15 protein-coding genes and 1 tRNA gene are annotated in these 12,980 nt (G+C 59.7%); 6 read left to right on the forward strand and 10 right to left on the reverse strand.

All coding sequences use genetic code 11. The features are described 5' to 3' along the window. Positions 1-290 precede the first annotated feature (290 nt). Positions 291-1,454 (forward strand): hypothetical protein, encoded by a 1,164-nt coding sequence (locus EOW68_RS01960; RefSeq protein ID WP_128223797.1) that lies wholly within the window; start codon positions 291-293, stop codon positions 1,452-1,454. An 819-nt stretch (positions 1,455-2,273) separates the two neighbouring features. On the opposite strand, the gene EOW68_RS01965 is transcribed toward EOW68_RS01960, so the two are convergent. The 9 genes from EOW68_RS01965 to sdhC form a co-directional block, all read right to left on the reverse strand. Then, positions 2,274-2,348, reverse strand: a tRNA-Val gene (locus tag EOW68_RS01965). 46 nt (positions 2,349-2,394) lie between these two features. Then, positions 2,395-2,658 (reverse strand): DUF7553 family protein, encoded by a 264-nt coding sequence (locus EOW68_RS01970; protein WP_128223502.1) that lies wholly within the window; start codon positions 2,656-2,658, stop codon positions 2,395-2,397. 71 nt (positions 2,659-2,729) lie between these two features. Next, positions 2,730-3,266, reverse strand: a complete 537-nt coding sequence (locus EOW68_RS01975; protein WP_128223503.1) for a cob(I)yrinic acid a,c-diamide adenosyltransferase — start codon at positions 3,264-3,266, stop codon at positions 2,730-2,732. Positions 3,267-3,323: 57 nt separating this feature from the next. Then, positions 3,324-3,704, reverse strand: coding sequence for a hypothetical protein (locus tag EOW68_RS01980; RefSeq protein WP_128223504.1), 381 nt, complete (start codon positions 3,702-3,704; stop codon positions 3,324-3,326). A gap of 48 nt (positions 3,705-3,752) precedes the next feature. Continuing rightward, complete coding sequence (locus tag EOW68_RS01985; protein ID WP_128223505.1) at positions 3,753-4,400, reverse strand: helix-turn-helix domain-containing protein; 648 nt, start codon at positions 4,398-4,400, stop codon at positions 3,753-3,755. Positions 4,401-4,455: 55 nt separating this feature from the next. Beyond that, entirely contained in the window at positions 4,456-6,285 is a 1,830-nt protein-coding gene (locus EOW68_RS01990) for an FAD-binding protein (protein ID WP_128223506.1), read from the reverse strand. Positions 6,286-6,298: 13 nt separating this feature from the next. Continuing rightward, positions 6,299-7,150 (reverse strand): succinate dehydrogenase/fumarate reductase iron-sulfur subunit, encoded by an 852-nt coding sequence (locus tag EOW68_RS01995; protein WP_128223507.1) that lies wholly within the window; start codon positions 7,148-7,150, stop codon positions 6,299-6,301. A gap of 4 nt (positions 7,151-7,154) precedes the next feature. Continuing rightward, positions 7,155-7,520, reverse strand: a complete 366-nt coding sequence (locus tag EOW68_RS02000; RefSeq protein WP_128223508.1) for a succinate dehydrogenase/fumarate reductase transmembrane subunit — start codon at positions 7,518-7,520, stop codon at positions 7,155-7,157. Then, complete coding sequence (gene sdhC, locus EOW68_RS02005) at positions 7,520-7,936, reverse strand: succinate dehydrogenase, cytochrome b556 subunit (protein WP_128223509.1); 417 nt, start codon at positions 7,934-7,936, stop codon at positions 7,520-7,522. The genes EOW68_RS02000 and sdhC overlap by 1 nt, the downstream gene beginning before the upstream one ends. Before the next feature lie 145 nt (positions 7,937-8,081). Here sdhC and EOW68_RS02010 point away from each other — a divergent pair, with 145 nt between their 5' ends. The 3 genes from EOW68_RS02010 to EOW68_RS02020 are packed head-to-tail and all read left to right on the forward strand — an operon-like array spanning position 8,082 to position 10,332. Beyond that, a complete protein-coding gene (locus tag EOW68_RS02010; RefSeq protein WP_128223510.1) occupies positions 8,082-8,576 on the forward strand; it encodes a helix-turn-helix domain-containing protein in 495 nt (164 codons plus the stop codon). 3 nt (positions 8,577-8,579) lie between these two features. Next, the gene (locus tag EOW68_RS02015; protein ID WP_128223511.1) at positions 8,580-9,776 is read left to right on the forward strand and encodes an alanyl-tRNA editing protein; all 1,197 of its coding nucleotides are present in this window, start codon (positions 8,580-8,582) and stop codon (positions 9,774-9,776) included. Between the two features lie 28 nt (positions 9,777-9,804). Continuing rightward, positions 9,805-10,332: an HAD family hydrolase gene (locus EOW68_RS02020; RefSeq protein WP_128223512.1), complete on the forward strand. Its 528-nt coding sequence runs from the start codon at positions 9,805-9,807 to the stop codon at positions 10,330-10,332. 3 nt (positions 10,333-10,335) lie between these two features. Here the strand turns inward: EOW68_RS02020 and EOW68_RS02025 are convergent, their stop codons facing one another. Then, on the reverse strand, positions 10,336-10,638 hold the full coding sequence (locus tag EOW68_RS02025) for a DUF5822 domain-containing protein (RefSeq protein WP_431358698.1): 303 nt from the start codon (positions 10,636-10,638) through the stop codon (positions 10,336-10,338). Positions 10,639-11,043: 405 nt separating this feature from the next. Between EOW68_RS02025 and panB the strand changes: the two genes are divergently transcribed. Together panB and EOW68_RS02035 are read left to right on the forward strand one after the other, a co-directional pair. Continuing rightward, positions 11,044-11,853: a 3-methyl-2-oxobutanoate hydroxymethyltransferase gene (panB, locus tag EOW68_RS02030; RefSeq protein WP_128223513.1), complete on the forward strand. Its 810-nt coding sequence runs from the start codon at positions 11,044-11,046 to the stop codon at positions 11,851-11,853. 64 nt (positions 11,854-11,917) lie between these two features. Further along, entirely contained in the window at positions 11,918-12,967 is a 1,050-nt protein-coding gene (locus EOW68_RS02035) for an enolase-like domain-containing protein (RefSeq protein ID WP_128223514.1), read from the forward strand. The last annotated feature ends 13 nt before the right edge of the window (positions 12,968-12,980 follow it).

Consider the following 12,980-nt stretch of genomic DNA (forward strand, 5'->3'; position numbering starts at 1 on the left):
TGCTGGCGACGTGGAGCCAGCAGGGACGCAATCCCTACGACGAACTCAAGCGAGTTGTCCGAGACAACGAGATGGTTTCACGAGAGTTTGCTGTCCCGACCCTAGAATCCTCGGGGTAAACACGTACGAAGACGAAATCTTCGAGCGGTTGGTCAACGCTGATTCTGAGGTCGACCTGGAGAACGACTTCGACGACATGGCCATTGACCTCCAAGAGCAACGAGAGCTTGCTAATAAATTGGAGGAATTCAACAGCGGTGTCTTCGAAGGGTTCGACTTGGGGGCCAGCGATGACTGATGCCGCCATCCCCGTGACGCAGTCCGCTGTGGAAAAATTCACCGAACAGTATCTGCGATCCCTCGGCTGCAACATCAACAAGGAGGGCAATCGGTGGACTGTCGTTACTCAAAACGAGATCGATAGCGAGCTATTGACAGAATCAGTGACGTTAGTCTGTGGTGATAACGCCGACGAGGAAGCTACCGAGGAACTCCATCCCGAGAGCTCATTTTTCCAGGCACTTCTTTCCGAGGCGAGCGAGCGAACACCGACGGGAAAAGTCACTCTTGAAACGGACGATGCTGCGATTCAAATCCCGGAGTGGCTGCAGGAAAGCGATATTGAGGTGAGATCGGCGGAGTTCACACCGTACTATGACCGAACAGCACTCGTAGTGCTATTACGTGCGAGTGTTGAGACAGTTAGTGAGTACCAGACCGATCTCCTTCGAGCTGTGGCGATCGATACTCGGTCCGAGGAATTCTTGCCCATGCTAGAGGAATCCTTCCTACAGATCGCATCGCCGAATAATGACTTTGAAACAAATGAGTCGATGGATATGCCGGCTGCCGATGTTCGGTCGCTTCTCGACACTGCCCACGACCAAGTTGTCGATCGAATTCAGGGGACTATCGACGAGATCCATCAGGAGGCTTCCCGAGCCGCCGACGCCGAAGTTGAGGAGTTCCGTCAGATGCAACAGCAGCGTATCCGGGAGTTGGAAGAACAGCTATCGAACCTCTCTGCCAGAATCGACGACTTGAACGAACAAATTGGTAGTAGCGACGAAGACGAACGCGTCGAAGCCCTCAAAAAACGCAAAGAACTCAAAACCGAATATAAGGACCTCAACGACGAACTCGATAATTTGCGACAGCGCCGCGACCAAGGGTTTCCTGAACGACAACGAGAGATTCGAGCAAGACATGCACTGAATGTCCGAGTGCAGCCGCTGACTATTACCGAAATTGAGTACGAACGCGGGGAAATCGAGTTTGAGTTAGCCTCAAAAGGGAGTGATCATACGATAACTATCGGCTATGGAAGTGGCGTCGGCGTCACAGAGTTGGTGCAGTGTGTGTCGTGTGGCGACAGCTTTTCTGAAAAGAAATATCTCGATACAATCGTTGATGGACTCCGATGTAAGGATTGTACGGTGGACAGAGGAGAGTGATGGATGTCGACGTGGAATCGAGACAAGAACTTACGTGGTTACACAAGATTATGAGCATGGAGGACCGGCTCATAGCCTGACCATATCGCCTACCTTGAAGTAACTATCAACAGTGACTCCTACTTTGTACATCACCCGATTAGATTACCTATTCTCACTATCCAGGCAGCGTGAATCATGTACGTTTACATTTACAATTATAACCGTCCTTGTCGGTATGTTGGAATAATTCAGCCGTGTGATTAGAAACGACGTCAAACCAATTACTCCGGACTTCGTAGTGTATTCAGAGAACACGCATATCGACGAGAAACATATCGGGATCAACTCTGCCTCGTCAGTTCGCCGGAACAATATCACTGCACTCCGACAAAGTCCTTGAAGCAACGTTGATCCACTTGGTGTGTGAGATACGTAGCGGGTACCCGACTATGTGTCACTTAATCGGTTATCTGGAGGTCCTGTATTCAATTTCGACTATATTTGTTGAAATGAAAGTGGCTGCCTGGATATAACCCATCACGTCTCGACACCAGTTCTGCCCAAACCGACTATGGTGAAGATGCTCAGATTCGGCAATTCTCAGAACGTAGTTCAGACGGTCTGTGAACGGGTGTGAGTGAACTTTCACCCGTGCTTTTTTATACAGTGCCCGGCATCATATACCCGGACTCCCGGACGGAGACAACCCGCGTGCAACAACTGCATGAATTCACAAAATATCGGCATCCAAAAACGGTCGTCGGAAATCCCGATCCAGCCGGTAGAAGCGTTGAGAACGTCGAAAACAGGACTATTAGAGTCCGTACGTACTACGGATGGGTTGGGGCGGAGTTGAACCGCCGACTTCCTCCGTGTGAAGGAGGTATCATAACCGGACTAGATCACCAACCCGCGCAGTTGTCACTATCTCTGCGCCCGACTTAAGAATTGTCTTCGCCTACTCCGCGGGCTTCTTGCGAACCTCGTCGAGTTTCTCCCGCGCCTTCCCGATTGCCTCCTTGGCCTCTCCCTCTGCGCGACCCTGCAGTTCTTTGAGGTCGTCTCGGATCTTGTCGACGCGACCCGGCTCTGGCACCTCCTCTTCACCGACGATCGCCTGCACCCGCTCCTGTACTGGCTCCAGTTCTTCCGAAAGTCCCTTTTTTGCGGTCTCTCCTGCACGTTTGACGTAGTATACCGTATCTTCGAAGTGTTTGTTCATATATGACCTTATGCTAAGGACAAATATATCCCTTGTGGCAACTGTCGTCTGGCCACTGATCGGAGACGGCGCTAGTAGGTCGGATTCTCCTCGGGGACGTCCTCGCGCTGGTTGACCACCCGGGCGAGCGTAAACAGCGCATCCGAGAGTCGGTTGAGGTAGACCACACCAGTATCGTTGACGCCCGATTCCTCCGCTGCGAAGGCAACGCCACGGCGTTCTGCTCGGCGGCAGACCGCGCGAGCGTGGTGCAGGCGCGCGCCGGTATCCGAACCACCCGGGAGAATGAAACTCTCCAGCGGTTCGAGTTCCTCGTCGTAGCTGTCGATGATCGCTTCGAGTTCGTCGACGTGTTCGTCTCGGACCTGCGGGTCGTCCTCGTCGGGGTCCGGATTCGCGAAATCAGCCTGGACGATGTGGAGGTGGTTCTGGATCGTCCGGAGGTTCTCGTCGATATCCTCGTGGCCGGTCGGTCTGACCTTCCCGACGAGCGCGTTCACCTCGTCGACGGAGCCGTAGGCCTCGATCCGCGCGCTGGCTTTCGAGACACGCTCCATATTTCGCAGGTCTGTCAGCCCCTCGTCACCACGGCCAGTGTAGATTTTCATACAACCAGTTCGGGCGAGAGGGTCTTAATCCCACGGACACGGTCGGAGCGGTCGAACTCAGTCGCTGGTCTCGCAATCGACCCGCCAGTCGGTCTCCGTCCGGTCGGTCAGCCGTTCGTAGAACGCCCGGAGACCCGCGGAATCGGTTTCCGGCAGGACGTGCAGACGTATACAGCCGTCGCGGATCGAAATACGGAACACGTCGCTCGTCTCGTCGTCGCGGGCGAGATACAGCGTCAGCGGCAGATTCAGAAAGTCCCCGTACTGGTAGGGTCCGGATTCGAGTGTCACTTCGAGCAGTTCGTCGAGGCGGTCGTCCGACAGCGACTGATCCGGGAGGAGTCGGAAGATCGTCTGTCCCTCGTACTCGACACCACCGCTGTACGGGTAGCGCCGTCGCGGACGGGACGGGATCGAAAATGATGGATCACGGGCCATCTGTAACGAGTACGCCCCCATCGTATTTAGATGTCGCCCACCAGACAGTCACTCCGACCCGCTGTTGACGGCAGCACGGGCGAGCGAGCCCATCGCCCGCCGGAGTCGCTCGGAGGCAGCCTGCCGACTGATGCCGAGATCGGTCGCGACCTGATCGAGCGAGCCATCCCGCGGGATCTGGAAGTAGCCACGGTCGATAGCTGCCGTCAGCACCGCTTCCTGTTTTTCGGTCAGATTCGTTACCCCTCCAGAGAGCCGATACTGCCCGGCCCGGACGAGAGTCGGCTCGATCGTCAGTCCGGCCTCGTCGATCCGACACTGAAACTCCTGAAACGAATCCTGGTCGGGGAAGTTCATCGAGGTGACCCAGCGATCGTCCGTGCGTCGTGACTGCAGGTAGACGGCACCGGAGTCGATCGCCGACTCGTAAGCGTGCTGATCGGCCGTGCCGGGGATCGCTTTGATCCAGTACAGCCGTCGTAATTTCCGACAGTCGAGCTGTTTGAGTTCCGCAACTGACGGATCTTCGCCGGCGACACTGGCGAACCGGTCGGCTGCACACCCCGAGACACTGCAAGTAAACCGTAACGGTGTCTCCGGCCCCATCGCGAGATCCCGCACCTGCAACTCCAGATCGGTAATCGTCTGGACTGTCTCGTGGAGGAGTTCACTCCGGTGGGAGAACTCGACATACATCCGTTTGGCAAATAGTCAACCGGACTGTACAATTAAGTACCGGTCAGTTGCAGGTCTAGTACGAGCGAACCTTCGGCTCGTAGGTCTGCTCGTGGCCTTCGAGGATGACCGGCTTGTAGTAGAGATTCGGTGTGCCGTCGTTCCAGGACAGCATCGTGTGTTTGAGCCACTCGTCGTCGCGGCGTTCCTGGTACTGCTGTCGCCAGTGTGCACCCCGGAACTCCTCGCGTGCGAGCGCACCGATCGCGATTGCCTCCGCGTTGTCGATGACGTTTCTGGTCTCGATCGTGTGGATCAGATCGGTGTTGTAGGTCCGTGATGCGTCCGCGACGCCGACGTGCTGGTACTGTTCGCGAGCCTCACGGATGTCCCGCAACGCCTGCTTGATGTTCGACTCCTCGCGGAACACGTTGACGTTCTCCGTCATCGTCTTCTGGACTTTCTCGCGCACTTCGGCGTGGTTGACACCGTCGCGTTCGAGCAGCGTATCGACACGCTCGCGTTCTTTTTCGACGGCGCTCTCAAGCAGTTCCTCGGGCGAGGCGACGGCCCCACCGTCGGAGAGGACTGGATCTGCCCGATCCCCAATCGTTCCGGGTTCGACCGGCGATTCGATCGCGCCGTCTTCGCTCTCTGCGGACGGTCCCGTCGGGATCTCCGGGTCGCCCATATCGGCACCGGCGGCGTGTTTGCCGGCCCGGGAGCCGAAGACGAGCAGTTCTGGTAGGGCGTTCCCACCCAGCCGGTTCGAGCCGTGCATACTCACGCAAGCACACTCGCCGGCGGCGTACAGCCCGCTCACGCAGGTTTCACCGTGTTCGTTGACCTCGATCCCGCCCATCTGGTAGTGCTGGCCGGGTTTGACCGGCATCGGCTCGTCGAGGCCGTCGACACCCTCGAAGTCCTCCGCGAGATGCAGGATGTTTTCGAGGCGGTCGAGAATCCGCTCCTCGCCGAGGTGGCGCATGTCCAGATGGACGTACTCGTCGTTGATCCCGCGGCCCTCGTTGACCTCCGTCAGTTCGGCCCGGGAGACCACGTCACGCGAGGCGAGTTCGCCCTCGTTGTTCGCGTAGCCGTGTTCGAACATGAACCGCTCTTCCTCGCCGTTGTAGAGGATCCCACCTTCACCACGGACACCCTCGGAGATCAGGACACCCGTCGAGGGGAGCGTCGTCGGGTGGAACTGGACGAACTCCATATCCTCGACCGGCGCGCCGGCGCGGTAGGCCATCGCCTGGCCGTCGCCGGTGTTCGCGATAGCGTTGGTCGTGTGATCGAACGCCTGTCCGTTCCCACCAGTCGCCAGAATGACGCCGTCGCTGGCGTAGAAGCCGTTGACCTCGCCCGTCTTGATGTCGTAGCCGACTGCGCCGTAACACTCCCGGTCCTCGGGGTTGTCGTGGTCCGTGACTGCCAGCCGGGTGACGTACCACTCCTCGTAGACCTCGATACCCCGTTTGACGACCTGCTCGTACATCGTGTGCAGCAGGTGGTGACCGGTCTCCGCACCTGCGTAGGTCGTCCGTGGATGCGAGAGACCACCGAACGGTCGCTGGGAGACGGTGCCGTCCTCTTCACGCGAGAATGGCATCCCCCAGTGTTCGAGCTGGATGACTTCCTCGGGAGCCTGCTTCGCGAACGTGTCGATAGCGGGGGCGTCACCGAGATAGTCCGACCCCTTCATCGTGTCGTAGGCGTGCAGTTCCCAGGAGTCCTCCGGGTGGAGCGCCGCGTTGATGCCGCCCTCTGCTGCGCCGGTGTGGCTGCGCACCGGGTGGAGTTTGCTCACGAGCGCGACGTCCGCGCCCTCTTCGTGTGCCGCGATCGCCGCTCTGAGGCCGGCGCCGCCCGCGCCGACCACGATGACGTCGTGTTGGTACATATGTGTAGTTGGCTTACCAGAACTTCAGGTTGTTCTTGATCGATTCCCGTTTGAGCGCCTGGATGTGCTCGGTCAGCGGGATATCTTTCGGACAGACCTCCGTACAGGAGAACTGGGTCTGACACCGCCAGACGCCGTGTTCCTGTTCGACGATCCGGAGTCGCTCTTTCTTGCGGTCGGTGCCCTCCCGTTCGTCCATCGCAAAGCGGTAGGCCTTGTTGATCGCAGCGGGGCCGAGATACTCGTTGTCGCCCGCAGCGATGTTACAGGAGGACATGCAGGCTCCACACCAGATACACCGCGTCGAGAGTTTGACTTTCTCGCGGTTCTCCGGCGTCTGGCGTTGCTCTTCGAGTTCGCCCTCGGGCAGTTCGTCCGGGTCGAAGTAGGGTTCGACCGCCTCCATCTGGTCGTAGAAGTGCTGCATGTCGACGACCAGATCTTTCACCACGTCCTGGTGTGGCAGCGGCTCGATCCGGATCGGGTGTTCGAGATCGCCCAGCTGTGTCTTGCAGCCCAGTCGCTGCTGGCCGTTGACGAACAGCGCATCGGAGCCACAGACAGCCTGCCGACAGGAGTGTCGGAAGGTCAGCGAGGAGTCGTACCTGTCGCGTGCGTAGATCAGTGCATCGAGTACTGTCATCCCCTTGTGGAAGGGGACGGTAAAGGAGTCAAACCGGGGCTCCATTTTCCCCTCGATCTCGGGGTCGTACCGGAAGACTTTGAGCTGGATCGTCTTCTCGGCGGTGTCGAGATCTTCCTGGATCTGCTCGCGTCGTTTCTCCGAGAGTCGTTCGGCGACCGATTCGCGACTTTCGGTTGGTTCCTCCTCGATTTCGGTCTCTTGTTCGAGTTGTGTGCTCATGATTTTAGAATAACGTGGTCATTGCCACTGCGACGCGCAGTCCCTGTCCGATCAGTAAGAGCGTCGCGATAATGAGAATTGTGCCGACGATCTGTTTCTGTCGCCCCTCCAGCCCCGCGTTGACGAGGCCGTTGTAGACACCGTTGACGCCGTGGAAGGCCCCGGCGACGAGGAAGGTCACCATCAGCGAGAAGTAGCCGATCTCGCTCATGCGCGCCTGCGTCCCCAGAAAGGAGATATCAGCTGCGTGGTTGATGAAATGCAGCGTGACGAAGTGAAAGGCCAGCGCCCCGATGAGGAAAATCGCCGTGATGCGCTGGAGGAACCACCGCCAGTTCCCGCGTTCGAACGAGGAGTAGTGTTTCGCCATTACAGTGCACCTCCGAGGAAGGTCGGCAGACTGGAAAGGGTGATCAGTGCAGTCAGGATCAGCGAGGCGTAGAAACTCGCGTCCTGGACGTCGAGTCCGAGGCCGAGATCCACGAAGAGGAGTCGAATTCCGTTGAGGATGTGGAAGACGGCGACGGTCAGCAGTCCGATTTCGAGGAATCGCACGATGAGCAGTCCCTCGAGTCCCTGCAGTGTCTGTGTGTAGGTGTCTACCTCCGTCGCCGCTGCGCCCGGATCGACACCGACTGCGGTACTCAACACAGCGATATGTGTAAACAGGTAGCCGACGAGAATCCAGCCGGTGAGTTTGTGGAGGATCCACGCCCACATCCCGGCCTGAAACTCACGCCACCGGCCGAAACTCTCGACTGCGCCTCGGTCGTACGATTGAGCCATGTAGCTAGGGCGTAGGATTGCTGGCAAATAGTAGTTTCTACACGCTTGCGAAGAACTAACAGGAGCGTGTCTCCCCGTACCGGAGAGTACCAGCGAGGAAACTCGGCCTGTAAGAGTTAAATACACACAGTGTGCTAGCCCCCGCATGGCCAAATACTCGACCGGAAGCGGCGGGAGTGGCTCCAGCGACAGCTGTGAGCTCTGTGGCGCCTCCGGTGTCGAGACGGAATCTGTCAACGTGGCGGGCGCACAGCTCGAGGTCTGTAGTGACTGCGCCCAGCACGACGACAACTCCCCAGGCGGGGGAGACGGGGATCGGGAGGACAACCGCAAAAAACGCGCTGCCCAGAACACCGCGAAGATGCACGACGCCACGAAGGCCGACGCATCACACTGGGAGAGCGGGGCTGATTACGACGACGACCAGCTTCCCTACCTGGTCTCCAGCTACGACGAGAAACTCACAAGCGCCCGCCAGGAGGCGGGCTACCAGCTCGAAGAGCTCGCCGACGAACTGGATATCGACGACGGCGACCTGCTCGCGCTGGAGCAGGGACGGGCAGCCCAGGCGGGCGTCGGCGGCAGCGTCGTCGCAAAACTCGAAGAGTTTCTCGATATCGATCTCGTCGAACAAGGGTAACCGATGCACTCTCGGGCACCCGCAGCGCCGACAGTCACGGAGTTCGAAACGACGGTCGACCGTATCGAAGGAGAGACAGTCGTCCTCGACGAGACCTACTTCTACCCCGAGGGCGGCGGGCAGCCGGCAGATCGCGGCGTGATCGAATCAACTACTGTCGAGGATGTCCAGACGGTCGACGGCGAGGTGCACCACGAACTCGCCTCGCCCCCGGAGTTCGGCCCTGGCCAGACAGTCTCCTGTGCGATCGACGCACAGTTCCGGCGGTATCTGATGCGCGCCCACACCGCCAGCCACGCGCTGTACGGCGCTGGCCGCCGGATCCTCGACGACCTCGGCTACGGCGGGTTCGGAATCACCGAACAGAAAGTCCGGGTCGATTTCGAGACGGCCACCGAGATTTCGGATACGACGCTTGTGGAACTCGAACGACTCGTCAACCGCATTATCTGGGAGTCCCGCGCGGTATCCTGGCGGACAGTCCCACGGGAAGACGCACTCTCGAACGATGCGGTTGCCTTCAATACGAAGACAGAGGAGGGGCTCACCGGCGAGACAGTCCGACTCGTCGAAATCGAGGACTGGGACGTGGCCGCCTGCGGCGGGACTCACGTTGCGTCGACAGACGAGATTACGAACATCAGAGTGCTCGATCGGTCGAACCCGGGCGAGGGGCTGACCCGCGTCGAGTTCGCTGTGGGGCCGCAGGCGATCCAGCACCGCGCCCGCGAGGACGTGGCCGCCCGGACGGCTGCACGGGCGCTGGATACCCGGCTCACCGAACTGCCGGATGCAGTCGACAGGCTCCGAACCGAAAAAGAACAGCTTGCAGAGGAAGTCGAGAACCTCCGGGCGCAGGTGATCGAGGCACGACTCTCCGATCTCCGGGACGCGACAGTACAGAAAGAGGGTGACGAGTGGCTGGCCGGTGTCGTCCCGAGCGACGACGCGAACGCACTCGCGGAGTCTGCGGACCGGCTGATCGACCAGACCGCGGACGTCGTCGCGCTGGTCGGCGAGTCCGGGGAGTACGTCGCTGTCGCGACCACAGGTGAAGTAGATGCCCGCGAGGTCGTCTCGAAGCTTACCGACCGCTTCGGCGGCGGCGGTGGCGGAAGCCAGCGGACGGCGCAGGCGGGTGGACTCGACGCGCCACCCGACGAGATCGTCGCCGCCCTCCGTGCGACCGATCAAAGCTGATTTGCGCCCGGCAGCCCTAGACAACGCTGTGAATTACGAGGGAGTCGTCTACGATCTGGATGGAACACTCGCCAGGCTCCGTGTCGACTGGGGGGCGGTCCGTGACGACGTCGCCGGCAAGCTACAGGCCCGGGGCGTCGAGACGGGTACTGCCAGCCTCTGGGAGCTGCTCGAACAGACTGACGAGGGGCCACTCGACCGCGTCGTCGAGGAGACCATCGCGGAGCACGAACGCGAGGGTGCACGCCGCTCCGATCGGCTGCCGACGGCCGACGAACTCCCGCTCGACGTGCCAGTGGCGGTCTGCTCGCTGAACTGTGCGGCCGCCTGTCGGATCGCGCTGGAGCTCCACGGGCTCGACAGCTACGTCGACGTGCTCGTCGGCCGGGATACAGTGGACACGCACAAACCAGATCCGGAGCCGCTACTCTACGCGGTTCAGGAACTCGGTGTCGACCCAACTGGAGCGCTCTTTATCGGTGATTCGAAACGGGATGCAGTAACGGCAGAGCGCGCCGGTGTGGATTACGAGTACGTCTCCGACAGACGGGAGTGAAACTTAGCTCTCCGTCTGCCCGTCGGGATCGTCGGGAGATGGCTCCGCGTCTGGCTGGTCTTCGTCGTCGGACGGATCGAAGTTCCGTTTTGCGTACGCGAAGGTGCCGAGCAGTGTGACAAACCAGATTGCGGAGCCGACTCGGATCGCAAAGACAGCCCTGTCCGACCAGGTCGGGAGCGTCGTAAACAGCGAGAGGATCGTCACGATTGGGACACCGACGAGGATGGTGATGACGAACGTCATCTGCATGATCCAGCCGTAATCGAGCCCATCAGGGTCGGTTTCCCGAACGTCAATTGGCACATCTGCGGGTACGAAAAGTACGAATAAGCCACTGGCGGTTTCGTCTGAGAGTGTTCTAAGTAGTGTGGAGGCTCTCACGCGAAATAGCGACGATACTGCAACCGCCACACACAGCAAGAAAGCCCCCGGCCCCTTTCAGTCCCGCCCGGCCCGGAAAGCCGCACTAGGCGGGACTGAAAGGGGCGAGGCTCTCGACGAACCTCGGCGACGCAAGCACCGCAGTGTAACGAGGAGCGCAGCGAGTCGCGGGAGTCGAGAGCCTCGGGGCTTTCTTGCTGTTCACAGTTTTTTTGCAGTGTCACCATCACGTTCGAGTGTTCTCTTGTTCTCAACTGTTCAAATCACCCCACCGACTCCATCTCCCTGGACACAACACGTTTTACTCCCCCGAGTCAACCGTAGGTTATGCCAACCGTCAGGGATATCCAGGCACAGGCAGGGGAGAAACCGATCACGATGCTGACGGCATACGACGCGGTCACGGCCACACTGGTCGATCAGGCCGGCGTCGATATCACGCTGATCGGGGACAGCATGGGGAATGCGGTGCTCGGCTACGACGATACGCTCCCTGTCACCGTCGACGAAGTGGCTTCCCGGACGGGGGCTGTGGCCCGCGGCACCGAAGACGCGCTCGTCGTCGCCGATATGCCGTTTCTCTCTTTCGGGACCGATCTGCAGACGAGCATCGAGAACTGCGGGCGGATGGTCAAAGAGGAGGGCGCGAACGCTGTCAAAATCGAGAGCAACGATCACACCACGGAACTGACCGAACGGCTCGACGAACTCGGCATCCCGGTGATGGCCCACGTGGGACTGACACCACAGAGTGTCAACCAGACGGGCTACACCCGGCAGGGATCGGACCCCGAAGATGCCAAACAGATCGCCCGACTCGCCCGCGAACACGAGCGCGCAGGGGCCTTCGCCTGTATTCTCGAACATATCCCCGCAAATCTCGCCGCGCAGATCACCGACGAACTGAGTATTCCGACGATTGGCATCGGCGCTGGCTCACAGTGTGACGGACAGGTGCTGGTCATCAACGACGTGGTCGGCCTCTCCGAGCAGTCCCCACCCTTCGCGGCTGCCTTCGGCAACGTCCGCGAGGAGATGGAGTCCGCAATCGACGACTACCTCTCGGCAGTCGAGGACGAACAGTTCCCGGCCGAGGAACACAGCCAGGTTGCCGAGGAACTCGACGACCTGTACTGAGAGAAGTTACAGAGTCTGATCGATCTCGTGGGTTTAACTGCCAGCCATTCGATACAGTAGTAGGATGCTCTACGACCGACTCGCGAGTCTCGACCTCCAGATCGACGACCACACGCTGGCCCTCCGGGAGCGAGACACCTCCAGTGGATTCACACGGACCACGACGATCGTCAGCCTTCACGGCGACGGCGAGACCGGCCACGGTGAGGATGTCACCTACGACAACGAGCCACACTACGACCTCGCCGAAAGTGATCCAGATATTCCGATCACTGACACCGCTTCCTTCGCCGAGTTTTCGGGAACTGTCGCGGATATCGATCTCTTCTTCGGCGAGGAACCAGGGAGTTCGATTTTCCGAAATTACAGACGGTGGGCCTTCGAGAGCGCTGCACTGGATCTCGCTTTGAAACAGGCCGGGACGAATCTTGGCGAGCAGCTGAATCGATCCTACTCGCCGGTCCGGTTCGTCGTGAGCACACGCCTCGAAGAGCCACCCACGGGCGAGCGTGTCGTGGAGTGGCTGGATCGAAACCCCGACCTCGAATTCAAACTCGATCCGACGCCAGAGTGGACGCCCGAACTGGTCGAGACGCTCGCAGACACGGGGGCCGTCCAGACGCTGGATCTCAAAGGCAAGTACGAGGGAACCGACGTGGACGTACCTGCAGATCCGGAACTATACGAACTGATCCGCGACGGCTTTCCGGACGCGATCATCGAGGATCCCAATCTGACCGACGAGACCCAGCCGATCTTCGAGGGTCACGAGGATCGGGTGTCCTGGGATTACCCGATCAGGAGCATCGAGACAGTCGAAGCGCTGCCCTGGGAACCCGGCTGGCTGAACATCAAACCCTCCCGCTTTGGCTCGGTCCAGTCACTGCTTGATACGATCGAGTACTGCCAGAAACGGGAGATCAAGCTGTACGGCGGCGGCCAGTTCGAACTCGGCGTCGGCCGTGAACAGCTCCACGCGCTCGCCTCGCTGTTCTATCCCGACGCCCCCAACGACGTCGCACCAGGTGGCTACAACGATCCGGAGCCGACCGATGGCCTCCCGCAGAGCCCACTTCCGGAACCCGGTGGTCCCGACGGGTTCGGATGGTCGTGAATGGTCAAACTAC

Source organism: Halovenus amylolytica (genome assembly GCA_004015825.1).
Lineage (GTDB): Archaea > Halobacteriota > Halobacteria > Halobacteriales > Haloarculaceae > Halovenus > Halovenus amylolytica.

Coding starts and splice junctions, on each gene's coding strand:
- EOW68_RS01960 (WP_128223797.1), top strand. CDS start 291: ATGACTGATGCCGCCATCCCCGTGACGCAGTCCGCTGTGGAAAAATTC.
- EOW68_RS01970 (WP_128223502.1), bottom strand. CDS start 2,658: ATGAACAAACACTTCGAAGATACGGTATACTACGTCAAACGTGCAGGA.
- EOW68_RS01975 (WP_128223503.1), bottom strand. CDS start 3,266: ATGAAAATCTACACTGGCCGTGGTGACGAGGGGCTGACAGACCTGCGA.
- EOW68_RS01980 (WP_128223504.1), bottom strand. CDS start 3,704: ATGGCCCGTGATCCATCATTTTCGATCCCGTCCCGTCCGCGACGGCGC.
- EOW68_RS01985 (WP_128223505.1), bottom strand. CDS start 4,400: ATGTATGTCGAGTTCTCCCACCGGAGTGAACTCCTCCACGAGACAGTC.
- EOW68_RS01990 (WP_128223506.1), bottom strand. CDS start 6,285: ATGTACCAACACGACGTCATCGTGGTCGGCGCGGGCGGCGCCGGCCTC.
- EOW68_RS01995 (WP_128223507.1), bottom strand. CDS start 7,150: ATGAGCACACAACTCGAACAAGAGACCGAAATCGAGGAGGAACCAACC.
- EOW68_RS02000 (WP_128223508.1), bottom strand. CDS start 7,520: ATGGCGAAACACTACTCCTCGTTCGAACGCGGGAACTGGCGGTGGTTC.
- sdhC (WP_128223509.1), bottom strand. CDS start 7,936: ATGGCTCAATCGTACGACCGAGGCGCAGTCGAGAGTTTCGGCCGGTGG.
- EOW68_RS02010 (WP_128223510.1), top strand. CDS start 8,082: ATGGCCAAATACTCGACCGGAAGCGGCGGGAGTGGCTCCAGCGACAGC.
- EOW68_RS02015 (WP_128223511.1), top strand. CDS start 8,580: ATGCACTCTCGGGCACCCGCAGCGCCGACAGTCACGGAGTTCGAAACG.
- panB (WP_128223513.1), top strand. CDS start 11,044: ATGCCAACCGTCAGGGATATCCAGGCACAGGCAGGGGAGAAACCGATC.
- EOW68_RS02035 (WP_128223514.1), top strand. CDS start 11,918: ATGCTCTACGACCGACTCGCGAGTCTCGACCTCCAGATCGACGACCAC.